This is a genomic window from Brevundimonas sp. FV2ps16 (assembly GCF_058681075.1).
Genome location: NZ_CM178728.1, coordinates 262,548 through 283,759, shown reverse-complemented (window position 1 = coordinate 283,759; position 21,212 = coordinate 262,548). Strand labels below are relative to the sequence as shown.

Here is a 21,212-nt window from a genome sequence, read left to right as displayed (position 1 = left end):
CTTACGCCGCTTCCGCCTTCGCCGGGACGACGGCGTCCAGGGCCGGGAACAGGTCGGCGATCAGGTCCTCGACATGCTCCAGCCCGACCGACAGCCGCACCAGGCCGTCGCCGATGCCGGCGGTGGCGCGCTGCTCGGAGGTCATGGCGGCGTGGGTCATGGTGGCGGGGTGGGTGATCAGGCTTTCGACCCCGCCTAGGGATTCGGCCAGGGTGAAGATCTCCAGCGTTTCGACCAGGGCGCGGACGGCGTCGGTTCCGCCTTCCAGCTCAAAGCTGAGCATGGCGCCGGGTCCGGCCTGTTGCGTGGCGACCAGGGCGTGGTTCGGGTGCGACTTCAGGCCCGGATAGTGAACCACCTTGACCGCCGGGTGGGCGGCCAGCCGTTCGGCGATCTTGCCGGCCGTGGCCTGTTGCCGCTCGATGCGGGCGAACAGGGTGCGCACGCCGCGCAGGGTCAGATAGGCGTCGAACGGCGACCCCGTGACGCCGGTGCAGTTGGCCCACCAGGCCAGGGTCTGATGATCCTCGGCGTCGGCCGAGACGACGGCGCCGCCGACCACGTCGGAGTGGCCGTTGATGAACTTGGTCGTCGAGTGAACGACGAAGTCGGCGCCCAGCTTGATCGGGTTCTGAAGCGCCGGCGACAGGAAGGTGTTGTCGCAGACGACCTTGGCGCCGGCGGCATGGGCGCGGGTGCAGATGTCGGCCACATCGACCAAGCGCAGCAGGGGGTTGGACGGGGTTTCGACCAGAACCAGTTTCGGCTTCAGCGCCAGAGCGGCCTCCAGGGCTTCCGGATCGCCCTGGTCGACCAGCAGCAGCTCGAAATGGCCCTTCCTGGCGCGGGCGTTCAGCAGGCGGCAGGTGCCGCCGTAGCAGTCGTGTGGGGCGATCAGCAGGTCGCCGGGCTCCAGCAGGGCCAAGGGCAGGTCGACCGCCGCCATGCCGGTGGCGGTGATGACGCAGCCGGCGCCGCCTTCCAACTCGGCCAGGGTTTCGGCCAGGACGTCGCGGGTCGGATTGCCTGAGCGGCTGTAGTCGTATTTCCGCTTCTGTTCGAAGCCGGCGAAGGAATAGTTGGACGACAGATAGAGCGGCGGCATGACCGCGCCATGCGCCGTGTCCGAATCCACGCCCGTGCGGGCGGCGATCGTGTGCGGATTGGCGATACGGGTCATGCTTTAATGTCCTTGAAAGCGGCGCGGAGGATGTCGCCGACGAAGGCGTCCTCCTTCAGAAAGGCGTCGTGGCCATACAGGGAAGGCGCTTCGACGAAGCGCCACAGGGTCGGCAACCGCGCGGCGAGTTCGCGGATGTCGTCGATCGGCACCAGCCGGTCGGAAGTGAAACCGATCAGGGTGACGGGGGTGGTGATGGCCTCGGGCGTCACGCTGTGGCGGTCCAGGGAATCGGACATCGACAGCCAGCGCGCCGGGGTGGTGTGGGTGCGATAGGCTTGGCCCCGCGCCGTCAGATAGTCGCAGACCGGATAGGCGCCGCCGACCGCGTGTGGCGCGGTGGTGTCGAACCGGTCGTTGAACTCCTCGGCCGTACGATAGGTGGTCATGGCCAGTTCGCGGGCCAGGGCGACGCCCTCTTCCGGCCGGCCGGCGGCGACGGCGAACTGAAGGATGCGGCGCTGGATGCCGCGCCAGGCGGTGGCTTGCGGATGGGCGCGGTGGGCGGCCGAGACGACGATCAGCTGCTCGGCCCAGTCGGGATACAGTTCGGCGAAGGCCAGGCCGACCATGCCGCCGTAGGAACAGCCGACGAAGGCCGCGACCCGCTCGATCTTCAGATGGTTCAGCACCAGGGCCAGCAGGCGGGCCTGGTCGTGGGTGGTGATGGTGACGGGGGTGTCCTGAAACTCCTGGCCCGGCGCGAAATCGACGGCCAGGACCTGAAGACGCGACAGGTCGATGGGGCCGCGCACAGACACGGCGCCGGACCACCAGCCCAGGCCGTTGGTCTCGGTGCGGTGGACGAAGCGGCCGGCCGAGATGCCGCCGGCCACGACAACGACCGGAGCGCCGGCGCGGCCATGGATACGGCCCACGATATTGGGTTGGCTCAGCTTTTCGCCGGAGGCCAGGCGGAAATCGGAGGGGATGGAGACGATCACGTCTCGGGCGCCGCCGCGTTCACGAACGGGTGCAGCCGACGGCGCGGGCCGACATTCGGGGTCTTCAAACAGGGATGTTTCAGCCAGGGTCATCTATCGTCGTCCGCATCGTTCTCGCCTCAGCAAGCCTCGATGCGGTGACAGATCGTGGAGCGTCGCCTCGTCGATGCTCCACTCATCTCTCGCGGCCCGAAGGACCCCGCAGGAGTTGGCACCGTTTCGGGCGGAACCCGATGGTTGCCCCGGCGTCAAAGGGCCTAATCCCTCAGCCGGTCTTGATGAGTGATCTTACGTTGATCAAACCCAGGGCGCCGGTCAAGAGAAAAATTCGACCCTATGGGGCGGGCGGTGCGGTTCGAATGGGCCTGAAACGGACCAAAAGTGCGTTGTCGTGAAAAAATCATCCAATGCGGCTTGACACTGCGGGGGTGATCCAAGCACCCTAAGCTCAGATTTGAACCGGACCAGCCCTGTGCAACAGCGCCTGATCATCGCCGAAGTTTCGACCGCCGCCGGCCTCGCCGCGACGCGTCTCGGCATGACCCTCGGCGGCTCGATTATTGGCGGCACCACCGGCACCACCACCACCATGCCCTCACGGGCGGGACGAGTTTAGCGCGCCGAACCCCGGCAACCGCAGAACCCGAACCCCGCCCGGTCCGCCTGGCGGGGTTTTTCTATTCACCCCACCCCCTCCGAACATTCCAGAGAAACCCCAATGTCCGCCTCGCTCGCCGTCGTAGAGAAGTCCGAGAACCCTGATCCCAGCAGTCGGCCCGCCCAGGCCGCCGCCGAGGTGGTGGTGCTGAAGTTCGGGTCGTCGATCCTGCGCAGCCCGGCGGAGGCGCCGTTGGTGGCTTCGGCCGTCTATGGCCATGTGCGGGCGGGGCGCAAGGTGGTGGCGGTGGTCTCGGCCTTCGGCGGGGCGACGGACCAGATGTTGGGCGAGGCGCGGGCCCTGGGCCTGGCCCATTCCAACGACCTGCTGCCCGGCTATGTGGCGCTCGGCGAGGAGAAGTCGGCGGCCCTGGTCGCCATCGCCTGCGATCGGATCGGCCTGGACGCCTGCGCCCTGTCGGTGCGGGAGCTGGGCATCGTCGCCGAGGGCGAGCCGGAGCATTCGCGCCCCTGCGGCCTGCGGCCCGACCATCTGAAACAGGCGCTGGACCGGCACGAGGTGGTGGTGGTGCCCGGTTTCGGCGCGGTGCGGCCGGATGGGCGGATCGCCCTGCTGGGCCGGGGCGGGTCGGACCTGACGGCGGTCTTCCTGGCGGCCGAGTTGGGCCTAAAGAAGGTGCGGCTGGTGAAGGACGTCGACGGCCTGTACGACCATGATCCGAACGACCGGACCGCGCCGGCCCTGCGGTATCGCCGCGCATCCTGGGACGTGGCGCGCAAACTGGGCGGCGCCCTGGTGCAGCACGACGCCATCGACCTGGGCGAGAGCCGGGGCGTGGAGATCGAGGTCGCGGCCCTGGACCGGGCCGACGGCACGGTCATCGGCAAGAAGTCAGCCCCGCCCGGACCGGCCCCGGCCCTGCCGCCGCTGAAGGTGGCGGTCGCCGGCTGCGGCGTGGTGGGCGGCGGGGTTCTGGCCCGGCTGCTCAGCGACCCGCGCTATGACGTGGTCGGGGTGCTGGTGCGCGATCCGAAGAAGGTCCGCGACGTCGCCTGTCCCCAGTCCCTGTTCACCGCCGACCCGGCCGTCCTCTGGGCCAAGAAGCCGGATATCGTGCTGGAGGCCCTGTCGGAGGGCGAGGCGGGCCATGCGGTCATCCGCGCCGCCCTGGAGGCCGGCTGCGACGTGGCCAGCGCCAACAAACAGGCGGTCAGCCGTGATCCCGGCGGCTTGCAGGACCTGGCCAAGGCCCATGGCCGACGGATCTTCTGGTCGGCCTCGGTTGGCGGCGGTTCGCCGATGATCGAGACGGTGCGGGCGGCCCGCGCCGCCGGCGAGGTGGTCGGGTTCGAGGCGGTGCTGAACGGCACGGTCAACTTCATGCTGGAGCGGCTGGGCGACGGGGCGGCCTTCGGCGAGGCTCTGGCCGACGCCCGGGCGGCGGGCTTTGCCGAGGAGGATCCGTCGGCGGATCTGGAAGGTCTGGACGCCGCCGCCAAGGTGCGGCTGCTGTGCCACGAGGCCTTCGGCCGCTCGCCCGACGGCGAGGTCCCGCGCGACCATCTGACCGAGGCTACATCGGCCGACGGCGGGGTGCGCCAGATCGGCGCCGCCCATCTGAAGGACGGGGTCATCGCGCCCTCGGTCAAGCTGACGGCCGAGCACGGCGATCCGCTGTTCTCCGGCCTGCGCGGCGAGGGCAACGCCTTGAAGGTCTATGGCGCCGATGGGCGGGTGTGGCGCTGCCGGGGCCGGGGCGCCGGCCGCTGGGCCACGACCGAGAGCATCATGGCCGACTTGGCTGAGATCGTGCGCGCGCGCCGCGCCGACGCGGGCCTGAACTAGGTCATGGCCGTCTTCACTCCCGTCTCGTTCGACGAGGCCAGGCGGTTCCTGGCCGGTTACGACCTGGGCGAGGTGGTCGAACTGACCGCCATCGCCGAGGGGGTGGAGAACACCAACTACCGGCTGGAGACCCGGCAAGGCTCGGCCCGACGGCGGTTCGTCCTGACCCTGTTCGAGGCGCGGACGGACGAGGCGTCTCTGCCCTTCTGCCTGGGGCTGACGGCCCATCTGGCGGGGCAGGGATTCCCCTGCCCGACGCCGATCGAGGATCGGTCGGGCGGCTGGCTGGGGCGGCTGAACGGCCGGGCGGCGGCGGTGATCGAATGGAAGACCGGCGCCTGGCTGCGCCATCCGTCAGAAGCCGATCAGGCGGCGGCGGGGGCGGTGCTGGCGCGGCTGCACCAGACGGCGTCCGGCTTCGCCGGGCGGCGCGACAACCCGGTCGGGCCGGCGATGTGGCGACGGCTGGCGGATCGGTGCGCGGCGGGGGCTTCGGGCGAGGACCGGAGCTTGTTGGACCAGGTCGAGGCGGCGCTGGCGCGGCTGGATGATCCGTTTACGGATGATTTACCGGTCGGGGCGATCCATGCCGACTATTTCCCCGACAATATCCTGTTCGAGGAGGGGGCGGTGTCGGCCGTGATCGACTTCTACTTCGGCTGCACCGGGCCGCTGGTCTATGACCTGGCCATCGCCCTGTCGGCCTGGGGCTTTGACGCCGAGGGCCGGGCCATGCCCGAGGCCTTGGCCGCCTTCCAGCGCGGCTATGAGGCGGTGCGGCCGCTGAGCGAGGCCGAGCGCGCGGCCCTGCCGCGACTGGGCGAGGCGGCGGCCCTGAGGTTCACCGTCACCCGCCTGCACGACCGCATCTTCCACGACCCGTCCAAACTGGTCACGCCCAAGGATCCGGCGGTCTTCCTGCGCCGCATGGACCACTGGCGGGCGCTGGAAAATGCATGATTAGACTCCGAAAAAAAGGAGTCTATTTTCGTCTATTCTCGGGCGCGTGGTGAAATTGCACCGGGCGGAAAAGACGGTGCAATGTGCAAAAGAGTGCAATTTCGCCGGGGCGGCTGGGGTTCAGTTTTCAAAGACCGGGCAGGGAGTATGGCACGGTTTTGAAGGGCGCTGAGTAGAGGGCCGCTTGCGGGCGCCAGGGGGTTGAAAAGACGGGGGGTTGGTTGCGGAATTAGGATGGGAAGGGCTTTGGCGTATCCCGTGCGCGCGCGAGGTTCTTAGCCTCCTAAAGCGTGATAGCTTGGCCTTATGATGAAGCTGCTCCAGATCCTGTCGCCCACCTTGCTGATCCTCGGCGGATGCGCGTCATCAGTCGGTCCAAGCCGCGCGGATCTGGCGGGCGTGCTTGCGATTTCGTCGTCCAATATCGACCGGCTGAGTTGCTACGACATTCCTGAGGAGCCGACCGAGTTCGGATGTCGTTATCGGCAGCGAGACTCCTCTGGGCAGTGGGTGCGGCAGGACGTCATGGTTGCAATGGATGAGGCTACCTGGGTGATCATCGATGGGCCTGGGGCGGCTGATCACCACTGACGGTGACGGGGCTCTTTTCGCCCCGAGTCCGGGTCCAAAGCCCCTCCGTCACGGCGCCGAAGAGGCGCCGCGCCACCTCCCCACGACGTGGGGAGGAGACCTTGGAAGAGGGTCACCCGTGTCCGGGATTGGGCAGGCAGGCGGGGTCCACAATGTCCTGGTCCTGGACGCGATAACCGCCCAGATCGTCACGGACGATCAACAGGGCTTTTTGAGCCCTGTAGCTCCCGCCATTCAGCGCCTGATCATAGAAGCAGGCAACGACGCCGTCGGGCGTGGATCGCAGTATTTTCAGGCCGAGCCGCCATCTGTTGCCCGTCCGCTGCAAGCTGGCGACATCGTCTTCCACCGTAAGATTCGAGAAGGACCAGTCGGCGGGACGTCGCAGGCCTTCCGCTCGGGCTGGGCCGGTCGAGTTCCGGAAGGACGTCAGGTCCAAGCCTTGAAGAACCTCGGTCGCAGAAGGCGCGGCCTGAACAGAGATGAAGGCCGCTAGGGCGGCGGGGAACAACATGGCGAGGGCTCCGGGGCGCCGCGAATAGGCGGAGCCTCATGTTCGCCGCTCTGCCGAGTTTGACAAGGGCGCTTTGGAAGTTGTGATAAACTCTAGTATCTCGCGCTCGAACTGACCCTGACAGCCCAGCCCAAGGCGGCCTCCAATGATCGGAATTCTTGTGGCGTCGTTGTTGGCCCATGGGGCCGAACAGAGCGAAGGTCCGTCCCTCATCCCCTTCGGCGGATATCGAAGGTCGCAGGAACAATTCATAAGCTCGCGATCAAAGTGCTTCGACGTCGAGGTCGAGATGCAATTGGCCGCCTTGCCGCGTCTCGAGCTCAAGAAATTCTCGATCGGCGACCGTGAAGCATCGGCCGAGGAGCTTTCATTGATCAATAGTCAGCTGTCCGAAATCGACGAATTTTTCGATTTTTCGGTGGGATGTTCGAGCGGCGGTTTCCACGGATTGACCGTCAGGGGGAGGGATGATTTTGCGCTGCCCTATGTGAGAAAAGTTACGGTGGCGTGGTCGCATTACGGGTTCAGGGTCCTCTCTGATTCCGACAGGCCGCCGGGAAGTTGAAGACTGCTAGGCGTCTGCGTCCACGCGTCACTGGAACGGAAGCGGGTTCCGGGATTTTCTTGGTCAGGCGGCCATGAGGGCCGTGCTCCCCGAGGATGAGAGACATGACCGACGAACGGATCGAGGGCGCCGCGTATGAGGCGACCGGTAAGACGAAAAAGGGTTTCGGCAAGCTGGTCGGCGACCAGAAGCTGCAGGTCGAGGGGGCGTTCGAGGACGCCAAGGGCCGGTCGCTGGACACCTTCGGCAAGGCGATGGACGCGGTGGATCGGCTGGTCGAGAAGGCCCCGGTCGATTATCGCGACAAGGCGCGGGCCGTGGCCGGCGAGGCGCGCAAGCGGCCGCTGGTGACGACCCTGTCGGTGGCGGGCGTGGGGTTGATGCTGGTCGGGATGCTGACGCGGCGTCGGTAGGTAATAAAACGCTCTCCCTCCCCCTGCGGGGGAGGGAGACTTATGTGTCAGCGCGCGCGGATCGCGGCTAAAGCTGCGTGCATTGTGCCGTCGATGATGGTCATCCGTTCCGCCTGATCGCCCAGAGCGGCGATGACGGGCGCGGGCTCGGGTTCGAAGCCGAGGACGTCGGAGACGAAGGCGCCGAACTTGGACGGGTGGGCGGTGGACAGGGCGACGACGGGGCCGGTCGAACGGTCGACGCGGCGGGCGGCGGCCAGCGCAACAGCCGTATGGGGGCAGACGACGCGGCCCCAGGCCTCGTAGGCGAGGGCGATCTCGGCGCGGGTTTCCATCTCGTCGATGGAGACGGCCGAGACGGCGGTCCGCAGGGCGGTCAGCAGATCCGGATCGAAGGCGACGGCGCCGTCGCGGGCGAAGGTTTTGAACACGGCGCGGGTGCGGTCGCCGTCGCGGCTGGTGGCCTCATAGACCAGGCGTTCGAAGTTGGACGGGGCCTGGACGTCCATGGAGACGCTGCCGCTTTCGACCGCCGGACGGCGCGAATAGACGCCGTCATTGATGGCGCGGGCGAGGGCGTCGTTCTGGTTCACCGCCGCGACGAAACCGTTGCACGGCAGGCACATTTTCGTGGCCGCGATGCCGGCGAAGGCGTCGCCGAAATTGCCGGTGGGGACGACGAAGGTCGCCGAGCCGCCCAGCTGGGCCGTGGCCGAGACATAATAGGGGATCTGGCCCGCCAGCCGCGCCCAGTTGATCGAATTGACCGAGGACAGCCGGCCGCGTTCACGCAGGGATTCCTCGGCCAGCAGCCCCTTCACCAGACGCTGGCAGTCGTCGAAATCGCCGCGCACGGCCAGGTTCAGCACATTGTCGGCCTGGACCGTCGTCATCTGCTTGCGCTGAACCGGGGAGACGCGGTCCAGCGGATGGAGCACGACCAGATCGACCGACTGGGCGCCGGCGAAGGCGCGGACGGCGGCGGCGCCGGTGTCGCCCGAGGTGGCGGTGAGAATGGTCAGCCGCTCGCCCGAGGCGGCCAGGGCCTCGTCCGTCAGGGCGGCGACCAGCTGCATCGCCAGGTCCTTGAAGGCGGCGGTGGGGCCGTGGAACAGTTCCAGCACGAACAGGCCGGGCTCAAGCTCCACCAGAGGGGTGACGGCCGGGTGGGCGAAGCCGGCGGCGAGGCGGTCCAGAGCGCGGTCCAGGGCGCCGGCGGGCAGGGCGTCGCCGATGAAGGGGGCGACGGCTTGCAGGGCGATGGACTTGTAGTCGGCGCCCTTGTCCCAGGCGGACGGCGAGAGTTCGGGCCAGGCGGTCGGCATATAGAGGCCGCCGTCGGGGGCGATGCCGCGCAGCAGGGCGTCGGTGAAGTCGGTCTCGGGGGCTTGGCCGCGGGTGGAGACGTAACGGGCGCTGGAGGTGCTCATAATGGTCTGGTCGTAACCAGCCGGAGCGGCGGCGTCACCCGGTTTCTGGTCGTTCGGGGGAGGAAATTGTCGGCGCGGCGACGGGTGGGGGGCTTGTGCGACAAATTCATGCTGGTCTGGTTCGTGCCTACCCCCTGCGACCATCGTCCCCGCTGGCGCCTGAGCGCCGGACAGTCCATGTCTGAGGGATGAGACGACGCGATCTTCTGATCCGGCTGGGCCTGGTCGCCGGCGGGGTGGGCGGGGCCTGGTGGCTGCGCGACAATGTGCTGTGGAAGGGGCCGGCGGTGGGGTTCGGGGCGGAGGGGTCGTCCGGCTGGCTGGACTATGCCGAACGGCGCGCGCCTACCCCGACCGTGGCGGTGACGGTCAATGGGGTGGACGTGCGGGCCCTGGTGGATTCCGGGGCGCAGTATTCAGTGATCGATCGGTCGCTGGTCGAGACCCTGGGCCTGACCGACGTCTTCAGCATTCCGATGGTGGCCTATGGCGTCGGGGGCGAGCCGCAGATGGGTCGGGGGACGGCGCTGGACGTGGCGGTCGGGGGGCTGAAGCTTGACGGGCTGCGGGCGGCGATCCTGGATCTGGGGCCGCTGGCGGGGGAGCGGGGCCTGGGGGCGCCGCTGATCCTGGGGCAGGACGTGCTGCGCGAACTGGTGCTGGAGTTGGACACGGGGCGGCGGCGGATGCGGTTTGTGGCGGCCGAGGCCTGGGCGCCGACGCCGGATATGGCCGCCGTCGCTGTGAGCCGTGCGGGCAAGGCGCTGCAGGCGGGGATCACGGTCGAGGGGGCGACGGTGGAGGCGGTGATCGACACCGGCGCCTCGGCCGTTCTGGCGGTGACGCGCGAGACGGCTCAGGCCGCGGGCCTGCTGGACGGACGCGAACGGCGGCCGGGGCAGAGCCTGGTGCTGGGCGGGGTGGTGCGGGCCGAGGCGGTAACGGTCCGTACACTGACGTTCGGCGACGAGCTGTATCGGAATGCGGAGGTGGCCATCTATGACGACGTGCCTGTGCCGGGCTTTCCCAAGGCGCTGATCGGCATGGGGGCGTTCGAGGACCGGCGGCTGGCGCTGGACCTGGGCGGGGTGCGGCTGTTCATGTCACGGCCGATGGAGATTACGGTGGGGCGGTGAGCTGAACTTTCCCTCACCCTGCGGGGGAGGGGCGTCGCGCCAGCGACGGGGTGGGGGCGGCAGGGCGCGGGCGCACCTGTTTTTGCAAGCTGTGATGCGTCGCCCGGCCCTTCCCACCCGGCTTCGGCTCCGCCTCCGCCCCCCTCCCCCGCAGGGGGAGGGAGAGGGAGAATGCGTCAGCCGTTGAGCATCTCGAACACGGCTTCGTAGCCGTTCGCCTCGGCGAAGCGCAGGGGCTTGACCCGTTCGACCAGGATTTCGCCGCGCGGGGTGTTTCCGCTCTCGATCAGGCCGATCACCTCGGCCGTATAGTCTGCCAGGGGCATGGAGGCGGGGTTCTCGGCATGGCCCGGCATCAGGTCGGTGGCGACGGCGGGCGGGGCCAACTCCAGCACCTCGACGGCGGTGTCCCGCAACTGATGACGCAGGGACTCGGTCCAGGAGTGGATGGCCGCCTTGGCAGCGTTGTAGGTCGGGGTCGCCGCCAGGGGGATGAAGGCCAGGCCGGAGGTGACGGTCATGATCGTCGCGGCGGGCTGGGCCTGCAGACGGGGCAGCAGGGCCGCCGTCAGGCGGATCGGACCGAGCAGATTGGTGGCGATGGTGGCCTCGACCGTGGCGAAGTCGAACGGGCGGGCCGTCAGGTCTTCGGGCTTCATGATCCCGGCGTTCAGAATGACGGCGTTCAGGGTCGGGTGGTCCTTGACGATCTGTTCGCCGAAGGCGGCGACGGCGGCGGGGTCGGCGACGTCCAAGGTGGCCCAGGCCATGCCGGGATTGGCGGCGGCGACGTCCTTCAGCACGTCTTCGCGACGGCCGGTGATGATGATCTGATTGCCGCGGGCGTGCAGGGCCTCGGCCAGGGCGCGGCCGATGCCGGTGCCGCCGCCGGTGATCAGGATGGTGTTTCCGCTGATGTTCATGGGGCTCTCCTCAGGGGGTGCGTCAGTGCGGAAGCTCAGGTATGACGGTCGCTCTCTATTGGAAAGTAGGCACTGGAAACCGCCATACTTACCGCGAAGGAAGAAATGGATATGACGGCTGTTCCGCCCGCGAGAATTTCACACCCCGAGACCGGCGAGGTCGCCGATCCACGCGTCGAGGCCCTGGTCAACGAGGTGATCGGCCGGGTGGCCGACAAGTGGACCATGCTGATCCTGGAGGTCCTGGCCGAACACGGCGAGACGCGGTTCACGCGCGTGGGCGAACTGGTCGGAGGGATCAGTCAAAAGATGCTGACCCAGACCCTGCGCCAGATGGAGCGCGACGGCCTGGTGGTGCGCACGGTCCATCCGGTCATCCCGCCCAAGGTCGAATATCGACTGACCGACCTGGGCTTCACCCTGGCCGAGGCCTTCTGCGGGGTGTGGACCTGGGCGGAGACGAATATCGACCGGATCGAGACGGCGCGGGCGGCGTTCGACGCCCGAAAGGGGTAGGGGGGGGGCGATCCAGAGCGGGCGACGCAAGGTCCGAGAGGGAGCTGTCCACCCCCACCTGCTCAAAGCTCTGAACTTGACGCTCTCATGATCTTTTCGAACTGAAAAGCATCCCCGTCTCCGGGAAGATCGTCTTGCGCCTCAGGATTGTTAGGGTCGGCGTGATATTTGTTGAAAAACTCGATGATCCTGAAGCCGCACTTGTTGACGTAGAAGTGGATATTTCGCTTCTCGAAATACGGCGTGTGCGTCTGCTAGGCGATCGTCTCGGGAAACCGGTCCTCAATGGCGCGCCAGGCCTTGAGGCCGAGCCCCCGACCCTCCTCGCCGACCTTCAGAAAAAAGAGGTCGAGAGAGTTGCGGTGGCTCACGGGGTCGATGGTGACGACGGCGCCGCCGACCTTTCGGCCATCGCACAATATGCGCAGCGCCGCCGCGCCAGGCGATTTGACGGCGCCGTCCAACACCTCGTCCGAGGGGATCGGCCCGTCTGGAAGGTCGCCGAACTCATCGACGACCGCCACTGCGAACGCGTCCTGCAGCTCTTTCTTGAAGATCGCAAAGTCGGCGGGATCGGCCTCGGCGAGGGTGATTGTTTCGCTGGTCATTCGGAAGCCTTACACCGCAATCGCATGCAAACTGAGTCTGCCAAGGGCCGGTTTATGAAACAGGCGCCCGCGATAGAACCAGACCCTCGCGACCGCTGAGGAGAAAGCGGCCGGGTAATTTCGCGCCTTACCCCTGCACCTTCTCGGTGATGAAATGCCGGCCCTGCTTGTCTTCGATCTCGACCACCCAGAGGTCGGGGTCGTAGCCGCGCTGGCGCGCGATATAGGCGTCCAGTTCGGCTTCGCTGTCGCTGGTCACCGGCTGGATCCACAGGCGTTCGCCGTCCTGACCGAAGGCCTCGGTGTAGAGTTTGGCCGTGCGGGTCGAGGTGTCGTAGGCCTTGACGATGACCGAGCCGGCGCGGTCATCGCCCTTCTTGACGACGGTCGCATAGGCGCCCTCGATCTCGGCGCGGCGGATCAGGGCGCTGACCCACAGGTCGCTGGATAGAAGCAATTCGCTAACCCTGTACGGAAACCAGACCCAAAGGCGGGACGTGCCAGGGTCGGAGGATGAGGATAGGCTCTTCCCCCCGGCGAACCCAAGCCCTGATCGCGGCCGTGCTGATCGCGGCCCCGAGTCTGGCGGGCGCGGCGCCGGTCGATCGCTATTACGAGCGCAGTTTCGTGCTGGCCGCCAATGCGCGGTGCGGCCTGTTCCAACCCCAGTTGACCGCCGCCCTGACCGCCGCCGCCTGGCAGGCGCGCGGCGCGGCCCTGCGGGCAGGGGGCAATGAGCGCGATCTGGCCGAGACGGCGCAGCGGGCCCGGACGCGAGCGGCGACGACGCGGTGCGATTCCGCCGATCTGAAGACGGTCAGCGGCCGGGTGCGCGACGCCTTTTCCGGCTGGTCGCGGATGGCGCGGATGAATTTTCCTGGCGAACGGGCGGGTTGGAGCGCGGATCGCGCGGCCTACGCCCGGCCGACCTGGCGACTGATGCAGGGCACGCGAACCGGGGCCTCGCCCGTGCGGTTCGGGGTGATCGGCGGGATGGACCGGCCCGACCAGTTGGCGGCCGTGGTGTCCTGGCACGGGCGGTCGCGCCCGACCGGGGTGCGGATCATCCTGCGCGACGCCAATGTGGCGCCCCGGCCCTGGCTGGCGCGCGAACTGCCGCCGGTTTCGCAGCGTCGCTCGATCTGGGCGGCGGGAGTAGAGGCGGCTGACGCCGGCCTGCTGGTCGAGGGACGCAAGACGGGGCAGGTGTGGCTGTTCCCCGCTACGGCGGCCGATGCGGTTTCGACCCTGGATCCGCGCGAGGTCTTCGTGGTCGAATTCCTCTTTCGCGACGGCAGCGTAGCGCGCTCGAGCTTCGAGACCGGCGACTTCGCGGCCGGCCGCGCCTTCCTGTCGATGGGGCGGGCTTAAGAGACTTCGCTCGGCGTTTCTGCCGGAACAACCACCGGGATGACCGGCAGGCGGATCATGACGGCGGTGCCTTCGCCCAGGGTGCTGTCGATGGTCATGCGGCCGCCGTGCAGTTCGGTCAGGGAGCGGACCAGCGACAGGCCCAGGCCCGTGCCGCGCGCCTTCTGGTCGGCGTCGCCGGCCTGTTCGAAGGGGCGGCCGATGCGTTGCAGGTCTTCCGGGGCGATGCCGACGCCGGTATCCGACACCACCAGTTCCAGATAGGGCCCGACCCCGTCCAGGGTCAGGGTGACGGAGCCGCCAGAAGGGGTGAACTTCAGCGCGTTCGACAACAGGTTCAGCGCCATCTGTTTCAGGGCGCGGGCGTCGGCCTGAACCCTCAGGGGGGTGGGCGGCAGGACCGGGGCCAAGTCGACGCCCTTGTCGTCGGCCTGGACGCGGACCAGGGCGACGGCGGCCGAGACGGGGTCGCGCGCGTCCAGGTTTTCCAGCGACAGTTCGTAGCGTTCGGCCTCGATCTTCGACAGGTCCAGCACGTCGTTGATTAGGTCCAGTAGATGGCCGCCGGCCTGGTGGATCGAGTCGGCGTAGCCGGCGTAACGGTCGGGCAGGGGGCCGAACAGCCGTTCGCGCATGATGTCGGCGAAGCCGATCACGGCGTTCAGCGGGGTACGCAGCTCGTGGCTCATATTGGCCAGGAAGCGGGTCTTGCCCGCGCTCTGCGCCTCGGCCTCGACCCGGGCGCTCTCCAGCCCCAGTTCGCGGGCGAACTGGGCCGTGCCGTCGAAGGCCTGGGCGATCAGTTGGGGGCGATCCCCCGCATGGTCGAAACGGCGCAGGATCATGACCACGCGGCGGTCCAGGGCGACGCGGGGGCTGAACAGGATCTCGGCGGGCTGGCCGGCCAGGGCGCGTTGCAGGGCGGCGCCGACGGCGGGACGGTCGGGGGCGTGGACGGCGGCGATCAGTCCCTGGTCGAACAGGGCCTGGACCGACAGGGACGGGGGCGGCGTTCCCCATGCGGCGACAGCGCGGCCGGCGGGATCAAGCAGCAGGGTCAGGCCCGGCTGGGCGTTCAGCACCGCCTCGAGACGGCTGCTGTTCGCCTCGGCGGCGGTCAGCCGAAGCTGGCGCTGGCCCCAGGTCAGGCGGATGGCGGCGGCGGTCGCTGCCAGGGCCAGCAGGCCGGACAGGGCCGCCAGAACCGGGGGCTGGGGATCGGCGCCGTTCAGCAGGGCCGAGATCAGACCCGACGCCAGCGGCAGGGTCAGGGCGGCGATTCCCACCTTGGTCAGACGACCGTCGCCGATACGGGGGTGCTCCAGGGCGATCCCCGCCGCCAGAGGCATGACCAGGAGGCCCGGAACCGCCCCGGTCGCGCCGCCCGTCAGACCTGCCGCCGCCACCGAGGCCAGCAGCCAGGCCGCCATCAGGGTGAAGCGCAGGCCGACGGAATCCCGCAGCATCAGAGCCACCCCGCCGACGCCGGGCAGGGTCATGATCAACAGCGCGGCCAGAACCTCGCCCTGCAGACCGCCGAGGCTTTCGCCGACGAAGGCCGTGATACAGACCGCCACCGCCCAACAGGCGTGCCACATGGCCAGTAAGGACGGGGCCAACGGCGACGGCGGCGCCGTCGACGGATGCGGGGCGTCCGTCGTGGGCAGGCTTTGCCGAGATTGTTGGTTGTGGACGTGCAAGCGCGTGAAGCCGTTTTTCTGGCCCAGACTCTAGCCTCCAGGGCAAGCCGGCGCGAGGCCGCTCCCGTTTCAGGGGATATCCTGATCGGCGTTCACCATGAATATCGGGGGACAAAACGGCCGGTTGTCGTTAACGGCGGCGCGGCCTATCTGGCGGTCATGACCGATCGCACGCCTCCGACCGAAAATCTGGACCAGACTCTGGCGGAGCTGGCCGAGGACTTCGACCTGCTGGGCGACTGGGAACAGCGGATCGAATATGTGATCGAACTGGGCAGGGGGTTGGTCCCGCTGGACGACGCCGACAGGATTGAAACCAACAAGGTGCCGGGCTGCGCGGCCCAGGTCTGGCTGGCGACCGCGTCGGACGGGGAGCGTCTGTGGTTCACTGCAGACAGCGACAGCGCCCTGTCCAAAGGCAATATCGCCCTGCTGCTGAAACTCTATTCCGGCCGCACCCCGACCGAGATCCTGGCGTTCGACGCCAAGGCCGCCCTGGACCGACTGGGCCTGCCCTCGGCCCTGACCCGCCAACGCGCGAACGGTCTGAACAGCATGGTGGGCCGGATCCGCGAGGCGGCGATGGAGGCGAATGGCACGACGGCCGGGTGACTGGCGGGCCTTTCACCCGATCCCATAGTGCTCGGCCAGGGCTTCCAGCGCCTGTCTGAGGAGAGTCTTGCCCTGGCGGCGGCGCAGGCCGAGGCCGGTTTCGGCCAGTGTCAGACTGTCGCCGTGGACGCAGATCCGGGTCAGCATCGGGCGCAGGCGGGGGCCGACGGCGCGCAGGGCTTCCTCCACGCGGCGGGCGGCGCTCAGGGCGCGATCGCCGGGCTCGCACCGTTCGGCCGAGCCGGACCCTGCGCGGGGCAGGGCGTCCCAGCGCATGGTCAGGGCGGGACCGGACCGGGCCTGCTCGATCTCGGCCCGCAGGCGCTCGCCGGCGGCGACCTGGGCCGGGGTCAGCCAGGGGCGGCCCATGGCGTCCTTACGGCGGGCCAGCCAGGCGATCGGGCTTTCGCCCAGATTGGCGGCGTGGCGGATCATGCGACCGTCGGGGCCGACCAGTTCGCGTTGGCCGTCGATGACGCCGGGGCGTCCGGGGGGCGGGCTGGCGACGGGATCGGGCGCGGTGGGGCGAGCGGTCCATCCGCCTTGGGGGCGGGGGCGCAGGCCGGGGCGGTTGATCAGGGCGCGGAACTCGGGCTCGGCCAGGGTCAGGCTGACGCGGCCGCGTCGATCGGGGCCCAGGCGAAGCGCATAGACCCCGTTCTCGGCCGCCAGCCAGGCCCCGGATCGGTCCAGAAGGGCGCGGGCGCGTTCGACGGACCGGCTCATGGCCGGGGCTCCGCGCGCGCGGCATAGAGGCCAGAGATACAGGCCTCCAGCTGATTCAGTAGGTCGTCGACCTCGCGCGCGTCGCGCTCGTCCTCGGCCCAGCGGCAGGCGATTCCGGCGGTGGCGCGGTTGACGCCGAAAACATGGCCCACCCGCTCCAGCGTCCAGCCGAAGGCCACATGGGACAGGTACATGGCCATGCGCCGGGCGCGGGAGCTGAGCGGGTCCAGCCGCCCACGCGCCGTCATCCGCTCGGGCAGGGCCCCTGTGCGGACGGCCACCAGATGTATGGCCAATCCCGCCTTGCGCCGATCGTCGTCGCCAACCGGCGCCCTGTATTCCTCCAGCATCACATGCCTCCCGTCACAAACTTCAGATGCCCCATTCTAGGTCGGCGGGCGCCTGAGATAGGAATATCGTCCTAATCAACGTCAGAAGCGGACGTGAGGCCAGTGTGGACTTGAGGTTGTGATGCGGGGGTTATGGGCGCTGGGCGGGCGACGGTGCCCCTCGGTTGGAAGCGAGGCGGACCAACATGGTTAATAAATTTCGAATCATTGACTCCGGACTCTCGACGGCGATTCGCAAATCAGCTTAGGAACGACTCAATCGCCCGGCGTTAACCCTTCTTAAGGTTTTCGGGTCTTAACCTGCGAACAAGGTTACCCGGTCGTGCGGCTGGGTGGTTACCGCAAAGCTTTTGCCTGGAGGGGCACGAATGCGCGTCCTGTTGATTGAAGACGATCACGCAACTGCCCAAAGCATCGAGCTGATGCTTAAGTCGGAAGGCTTCAATGTCTATACGACCGACCTGGGCGAAGAAGGCATCGATCTGGGTAAGATCTATGACTACGACCTCATTCTGCTGGACCTGAACCTGCCGGACATGAGCGGCCTTGAGGTCCTGCGTCAGCTGCGCGTCGGCAAGATCAATACGCCGGTCATGATCCTGTCGGGCAGCCACGAGATCGAGACCAAGGTGAAGACCTTCGGCGGCGGCGCCGACGACTATCTGACCAAGCCCTTCCACAAGGACGAGCTGATCGCGCGCACCCACGCCGTGGTCCGTCGTTCGAAGGGTCACGCCCAGGCGATCATCCACACCGGCGAGATCGCCGTGAACCTGGACGCCAAGACGGTCGAGGTGAACGGTCACCGCGTCCACCTGACCGGCAAGGAATACCAGATGCTGGAGCTGCTCTCGCTCCGCAAGGGCACGACCCTGACCAAGGAAATGTTCCTGAACCACCTGTACGGCGGCATGGACGAGCCCGAGCTGAAGATCATCGACGTCTTCATCTGCAAGCTGCGCAAGAAGCTGGCCACCGCCGCCGACGGCAAACACTATATCGAGACCGTCTGGGGCCGCGGCTATGTGCTGCGCGACCCGGCCGAGGCGGGCAACAGCGTCGCCGCCTGATCCTTCGAGGTTCTGCAAGATTGAAACGCCCGCCGGAAACGGCGGGCGTTTTGCGTTTGGCCCTCCCCACGAGGGGGAGGGAGATTAGTTGGAGAACGCCGCCGCCAACGCCGCCGCCATCGGATTGGGGCGGCTGAAGCTGTCGAAGGCCAGGGGCTTGTCGCGGCCGTCGTCCTTCTCGCCCTGGCGATACCAGCTGTCGGTGTCGCGCAGGCCCCAGACGGTGAAGGCGAAGCGCTGGGCCGGGGGCAGGGCCATGAAGGCCTCGGCCATCTCGGTGACGCGGGCGGTCTGGAGCGCCAGGCGGTCGGCCTGGCCGCGCAGATCGAGGCGGTTGTCGGTGCGTAGGGTGCAGTCCAGCTCGGACACATGGATCGGCAGGCCGAACTGGGCGACTTCGCGCATGAAGGCGGCGATGACGCCTTCGGGGATGTCGATCCACAGGTGGGATTGAAGGCCCAGTCCCTGGAGCGGACAGCCGGCCTTCAGCAGGCGTTCGACCAGTTTCAGGAACTGGGCGCCCTTGGCTGGGACGCTTTCCTGATTGTATTCGTTGAGGAACATGACGGCGTCGGGGTCGGCGAGCCGGGCCTTTTCGAAGGCGCGCAGGATATAGCCGTCGTGGCCGTAGCGGGCGCTCCAGTGGCAGTCGCGCAGGCCCGAGCCGTCGTCGAGGATCGGTTCGTTGACCACGTCCCAGCTGCGGACCTTGCCGCGATACCGGCCGGCCATGGCGGCGATATAGCCGTCGAAGGCGCGGTCGAAGGCGGCGCCGGTCAGGCCTTCGAACACCTCTTTACCTAGGGCGTACCAGATCAGGGTGTGGCCGTGCAGGGCCATGCCCTGGGCGGCGGCGAAGGCGGCGATGCGGTCGGTACGGTCGAAGCGGGGTCGGTCCAGGCCGTCGGCCAGGACATATTCCATCTTCATCTCCCACTCAGGCGTGAGCTGGGAGACATTGGCGCGGGCCAGGGCGACCCAGTCGGGGTCGTCGATCTGCATCGCCTTGATCGCCGTGCCGAAGGGGCAGGGGGCGGCGGATTTCAGCGGGGGAACGTTCGGCGGGGTCGGTTCGGCCGAGGTGCGGTCGCAGGCGGCCAAGGGTGCGGCCAGAGGCAGTGCGAGCGACGAGGCCAGGACGGTGCGGCGGGAGATCGACATTCTATTCTCCCTCCCCCTGCGGGGGAGGGGGGCGAAGGCGTAGCCGAAGCCGGATGGGCCGGGCCGGGCAAGGCCCCACGGACTTGGCTTGCCTGAAATCCGTGCGGCGGCGCCTTGCCGCCCCCACCCCGTCGCTACGCGACGCCCCTCCCCCGCAGGGGGAGGGAAAGGTATGTGTCTGGCTAGACCGCACGTTTCCGCAGGCCCAGCTCGTCGAAGGCGGCGGTTTCGCGCTTGGCGATAGCGAGCAGGGTGTTCAGGCGGGTGGTTTCGGCGACGTGTTCGAACTTCTTCAGCTCTTCGAAGGCGCCGGTCAGGGCGTCGCGGGCGCCGGCTTCTTCTGCGTCGACCACGGTCAGATCACCCTCGGCGGCGGCCTTGCGGGCCTTCCAGCCGTTCAGATAGGCGGCCAGCATCATCCCGGCGTCGGCGTCTGTGCGGGCGCGCTCGCGTTCGATCTCGACCTCGGCGTCCAGCACGGCGAGACGCATCTCGGCGGTGGCGCGGCGGGCGGTGATCTCGGCCAGACGCTTTTGCAGCGTCTCGACCTCATAGTTGGAGATGCGGATCAGGGATTGGGCCCAAGCGGTCATTTCGTATTCACTCCCTGATCATGCCTTGGTTCAGGATTTGCTCGAGCCGGGTAAAGGAATCGGTAAGACGCGTGGCGTCGTCCTTGTCCTGGCTCAAAAAATCTTCCAGCGCGGGGTTCAGCGCGATGGCGCGGTCCACGATGGGGTCGGCCCCGGTGCGATAGGCGCCGATCTTGATCAGCTCTTCCATGTTCGCATAGGCCGACAGCGACTGGCGGGCGCGCTTGTTCAATTCGCGTTCGGGCGGGGTCTGGCAGGCGGGCATGGTGCGGCTGACGGATTTCAGCACGTCGATGGCGGGGAAGCGGCCGCGCTCGGCGATCTTGCGGTCCATCACGATATGGCCGTCCAGAATACCGCGCACGGCGTCGGCGATCGGCTCGTCATGGTCGCCGCCATCCACCAGGACGGTGAACAGGGCGGTGATGGGGGCCGCCGTCGTGCCGTCGGGCCGCACCGGTCCTGGCCCGGCCCGCTCCAGCAGCTTGGGCAGTTCGGTGAAGACGGTGGGGGTATAGCCCTTGGTCGTCGGCGGTTCGCCCGCCGCCAGGCCGATCTCGCGCTGGGCCATGGCGAAGCGGGTCACCGAGTCCATCAGGCACAGGACCTCCAGATCCTGGTCGCGCAGGAACTCGGCGATGGCCATGGTCATATAGGCCGACTGGCGGCGTTTCAGCGCAGGCTCGTCCGAGGTGGCGACCACAACGACGGCGCGTCGCAGTCCCTCTTCGCCCAGGGTTTCTTCCACGAACTCGCGCACCTCTCGGCCCCGTTCGCCGATCAGGCCGACGACGACAGCGTCGCAGGTGGCCTGTTTGGCCAGCATGGACAGAAGCACCGACTTGCCCACGCCCGAGCCGGCGAAGATGCCCAGGCGCTGGCCCCGGCAGGTGGTGGTGAAGACGTCCATGGCCCGCACGCCCAGGTCCAGCCGCTCGCCCACCCGGCCGCGCGAATGGGCCGGGGGCGGGGGGGCGCGCAGCGGATAGGGGGCCTGGCCCTGGGGCAGGGGGCCCTTGCCGTCGATGGGATTGCCGAAGGCGTCGATGATCCGGCCCAGCCAGGCGGTGGTCGGGCGCACGCTGGCGGCCTGGTCGATGATGCGGATCTCGGCGCCGGGGGCGACGCCCTCGACCGGGCCGAACGGCATCAACAGGGCCTTGGCGTCGCGGAAGCCCACGACCTCGGCCGGCAGGGCCGCCAGCCCGCGCCGGCTGATCTCCGCCCGCGCCCCGACGGCCAGACGCGACAGGCCGCCGCGCGACTCGATCAGCAGGCCCGAGACGCCTGCGACCTTGCCGGTGACGACCAGCGGATCGATCGCTTCGACGGCGGCGACGAGATTGTGCAAAACGGACCCCAGGAACAGGTGTTAACCAAATGGG

The 21,212-nt window shown here is 68.2% G+C and carries 24 protein-coding genes and 1 riboswitch; of the genes, 11 read left to right on the top strand and 13 right to left on the bottom strand.

Going from position 1 to position 21,212, the window contains the following annotated elements; translation table 11 throughout:
• Position 1 precedes the first annotated feature (1 nt).
• On the bottom strand, positions 2 to 1,180 hold the full coding sequence (gene metB, locus ACW170_RS01380) for a cystathionine gamma-synthase (protein ID WP_492087924.1): 1,179 nt from the start codon (positions 1,178 to 1,180) through the stop codon (positions 2 to 4).
• Positions 1,177 to 2,217, bottom strand: a complete 1,041-nt coding sequence (metX, locus tag ACW170_RS01375) for a homoserine O-succinyltransferase MetX (RefSeq protein WP_492087923.1) — start codon at positions 2,215 to 2,217, stop codon at positions 1,177 to 1,179. Before metX ends, metB begins: the two co-directional genes overlap by 4 nt.
• Before the next feature lie 79 nt (positions 2,218 to 2,296).
• Positions 2,297 to 2,409, bottom strand: a riboswitch (SAM riboswitch).
• Positions 2,410 to 2,578: 169 nt separating this feature from the next.
• Here metX and ACW170_RS01370 point away from each other — a divergent pair.
• The 4 genes from ACW170_RS01370 to ACW170_RS01355 all read left to right on the top strand — a co-directional run bounded on the left by ACW170_RS01370 (position 2,579) and on the right by ACW170_RS01355 (position 6,139).
• A complete protein-coding gene (locus ACW170_RS01370; protein WP_492087922.1) occupies positions 2,579 to 2,740 on the top strand; it encodes a hypothetical protein in 162 nt (53 codons plus the stop codon).
• Positions 2,741 to 2,842: 102 nt separating this feature from the next.
• The gene (locus ACW170_RS01365; protein WP_492087921.1) at positions 2,843 to 4,588 is read left to right on the top strand and encodes an amino acid kinase family protein; all 1,746 of its coding nucleotides are present in this window, start codon (positions 2,843 to 2,845) and stop codon (positions 4,586 to 4,588) included.
• A gap of 3 nt (positions 4,589 to 4,591) precedes the next feature.
• Positions 4,592 to 5,548 carry a homoserine kinase gene (gene thrB / locus ACW170_RS01360; RefSeq protein ID WP_492087920.1) on the top strand — a complete coding sequence of 319 codons (957 nt, stop codon included), beginning with the start codon at positions 4,592 to 4,594 and terminating at the stop codon, positions 5,546 to 5,548.
• A gap of 306 nt (positions 5,549 to 5,854) precedes the next feature.
• Entirely contained in the window at positions 5,855 to 6,139 is a 285-nt protein-coding gene (locus tag ACW170_RS01355; RefSeq protein WP_492087919.1) for a hypothetical protein, read from the top strand.
• Positions 6,140 to 6,251: 112 nt separating this feature from the next.
• Here the strand turns inward: ACW170_RS01355 and ACW170_RS01350 are convergent, their stop codons facing one another.
• On the bottom strand, positions 6,252 to 6,653 hold the full coding sequence (locus tag ACW170_RS01350) for a hypothetical protein (protein ID WP_492087918.1): 402 nt from the start codon (positions 6,651 to 6,653) through the stop codon (positions 6,252 to 6,254).
• Between the two features lie 145 nt (positions 6,654 to 6,798).
• Between ACW170_RS01350 and ACW170_RS01345 the strand changes: the two genes are divergently transcribed.
• Together ACW170_RS01345 and ACW170_RS01340 are read left to right on the top strand one after the other, a co-directional pair.
• Entirely contained in the window at positions 6,799 to 7,218 is a 420-nt protein-coding gene (locus tag ACW170_RS01345) for a hypothetical protein (RefSeq protein ID WP_492087917.1), read from the top strand.
• A 104-nt stretch (positions 7,219 to 7,322) separates the two neighbouring features.
• On the top strand, positions 7,323 to 7,631 hold the full coding sequence (locus ACW170_RS01340; protein WP_492087915.1) for a CsbD family protein: 309 nt from the start codon (positions 7,323 to 7,325) through the stop codon (positions 7,629 to 7,631).
• 47 nt (positions 7,632 to 7,678) lie between these two features.
• Here the strand turns inward: ACW170_RS01340 and thrC are convergent, their stop codons facing one another.
• Entirely contained in the window at positions 7,679 to 9,061 is a 1,383-nt protein-coding gene (gene thrC / locus ACW170_RS01335; RefSeq protein ID WP_492087914.1) for a threonine synthase, read from the bottom strand.
• A 188-nt stretch (positions 9,062 to 9,249) separates the two neighbouring features.
• On the opposite strand from thrC, the gene ACW170_RS01330 reads away from it, so the two are divergent.
• Positions 9,250 to 10,197: an aspartyl protease family protein gene (locus tag ACW170_RS01330; protein ID WP_492087913.1), complete on the top strand. Its 948-nt coding sequence runs from the start codon at positions 9,250 to 9,252 to the stop codon at positions 10,195 to 10,197.
• Between the two features lie 176 nt (positions 10,198 to 10,373).
• On the opposite strand, the gene ACW170_RS01325 is transcribed toward ACW170_RS01330, so the two are convergent.
• A complete protein-coding gene (locus ACW170_RS01325) occupies positions 10,374 to 11,120 on the bottom strand; it encodes an SDR family oxidoreductase (RefSeq protein ID WP_492087912.1) in 747 nt (248 codons plus the stop codon).
• 111 nt (positions 11,121 to 11,231) lie between these two features.
• Here ACW170_RS01325 and ACW170_RS01320 point away from each other — a divergent pair, with 111 nt between their 5' ends.
• On the top strand, positions 11,232 to 11,636 hold the full coding sequence (locus ACW170_RS01320) for a winged helix-turn-helix transcriptional regulator (protein WP_492087911.1): 405 nt from the start codon (positions 11,232 to 11,234) through the stop codon (positions 11,634 to 11,636).
• Positions 11,637 to 11,890: 254 nt separating this feature from the next.
• On the opposite strand, the gene ACW170_RS01315 is transcribed toward ACW170_RS01320, so the two are convergent.
• Together ACW170_RS01315 and ACW170_RS01310 are read right to left on the bottom strand one after the other, a co-directional pair.
• Positions 11,891 to 12,244, bottom strand: a complete 354-nt coding sequence (locus tag ACW170_RS01315; protein WP_492087910.1) for a hypothetical protein — start codon at positions 12,242 to 12,244, stop codon at positions 11,891 to 11,893.
• A gap of 127 nt (positions 12,245 to 12,371) precedes the next feature.
• Positions 12,372 to 12,701 (bottom strand): DUF1491 family protein, encoded by a 330-nt coding sequence (locus tag ACW170_RS01310; RefSeq protein WP_492087909.1) that lies wholly within the window; start codon positions 12,699 to 12,701, stop codon positions 12,372 to 12,374.
• 104 nt (positions 12,702 to 12,805) lie between these two features.
• Here ACW170_RS01310 and ACW170_RS01305 point away from each other — a divergent pair, with 104 nt between their 5' ends.
• On the top strand, positions 12,806 to 13,615 hold the full coding sequence (locus ACW170_RS01305; protein ID WP_492087907.1) for a hypothetical protein: 810 nt from the start codon (positions 12,806 to 12,808) through the stop codon (positions 13,613 to 13,615).
• Here ACW170_RS01305 and ACW170_RS01300 read toward each other — a convergent pair.
• Positions 13,612 to 15,219 (bottom strand): sensor histidine kinase, encoded by a 1,608-nt coding sequence (locus ACW170_RS01300; protein WP_492089214.1) that lies wholly within the window; start codon positions 15,217 to 15,219, stop codon positions 13,612 to 13,614. The two genes, ACW170_RS01305 and ACW170_RS01300, sit on opposite strands and share 4 nt — an antisense overlap.
• 255 nt (positions 15,220 to 15,474) lie before the next feature.
• On the opposite strand from ACW170_RS01300, the gene ACW170_RS01295 reads away from it, so the two are divergent.
• Positions 15,475 to 15,927, top strand: coding sequence for a SufE family protein (locus tag ACW170_RS01295; protein WP_492087906.1), 453 nt, complete (start codon positions 15,475 to 15,477; stop codon positions 15,925 to 15,927).
• A 12-nt stretch (positions 15,928 to 15,939) separates the two neighbouring features.
• Here ACW170_RS01295 and ACW170_RS01290 read toward each other — a convergent pair whose 3' ends face one another.
• Both ACW170_RS01290 and ACW170_RS01285 read right to left on the bottom strand, forming a co-directional pair.
• Positions 15,940 to 16,653 (bottom strand): DUF6456 domain-containing protein, encoded by a 714-nt coding sequence (locus tag ACW170_RS01290; protein WP_492087905.1) that lies wholly within the window; start codon positions 16,651 to 16,653, stop codon positions 15,940 to 15,942.
• Positions 16,650 to 17,003 (bottom strand): chromosomal replication initiator DnaA, encoded by a 354-nt coding sequence (locus ACW170_RS01285; RefSeq protein WP_492087904.1) that lies wholly within the window; start codon positions 17,001 to 17,003, stop codon positions 16,650 to 16,652. The genes ACW170_RS01290 and ACW170_RS01285 overlap by 4 nt, the downstream gene beginning before the upstream one ends.
• A gap of 368 nt (positions 17,004 to 17,371) precedes the next feature.
• Here ACW170_RS01285 and ctrA point away from each other — a divergent pair, with 368 nt between their 5' ends.
• Complete coding sequence (ctrA, locus tag ACW170_RS01280; protein ID WP_166622771.1) at positions 17,372 to 18,073, top strand: response regulator transcription factor CtrA; 702 nt, start codon at positions 17,372 to 17,374, stop codon at positions 18,071 to 18,073.
• An 84-nt stretch (positions 18,074 to 18,157) separates the two neighbouring features.
• Here the strand turns inward: ctrA and ACW170_RS01275 are convergent, their stop codons facing one another.
• From ACW170_RS01275 to fliI, 3 genes are all read right to left on the bottom strand, one after another.
• Entirely contained in the window at positions 18,158 to 19,234 is a 1,077-nt protein-coding gene (locus ACW170_RS01275; RefSeq protein WP_492087903.1) for an endo-1,4-beta-xylanase, read from the bottom strand.
• A 182-nt stretch (positions 19,235 to 19,416) separates the two neighbouring features.
• Complete coding sequence (locus ACW170_RS01270; RefSeq protein ID WP_492087902.1) at positions 19,417 to 19,827, bottom strand: flagellar export protein FliJ; 411 nt, start codon at positions 19,825 to 19,827, stop codon at positions 19,417 to 19,419.
• 7 nt (positions 19,828 to 19,834) lie between these two features.
• Positions 19,835 to 21,178: a flagellar protein export ATPase FliI gene (gene fliI / locus ACW170_RS01265; protein ID WP_492087901.1), complete on the bottom strand. Its 1,344-nt coding sequence runs from the start codon at positions 21,176 to 21,178 to the stop codon at positions 19,835 to 19,837.
• Between the last annotated feature and the right edge of the window lie 34 nt (positions 21,179 to 21,212).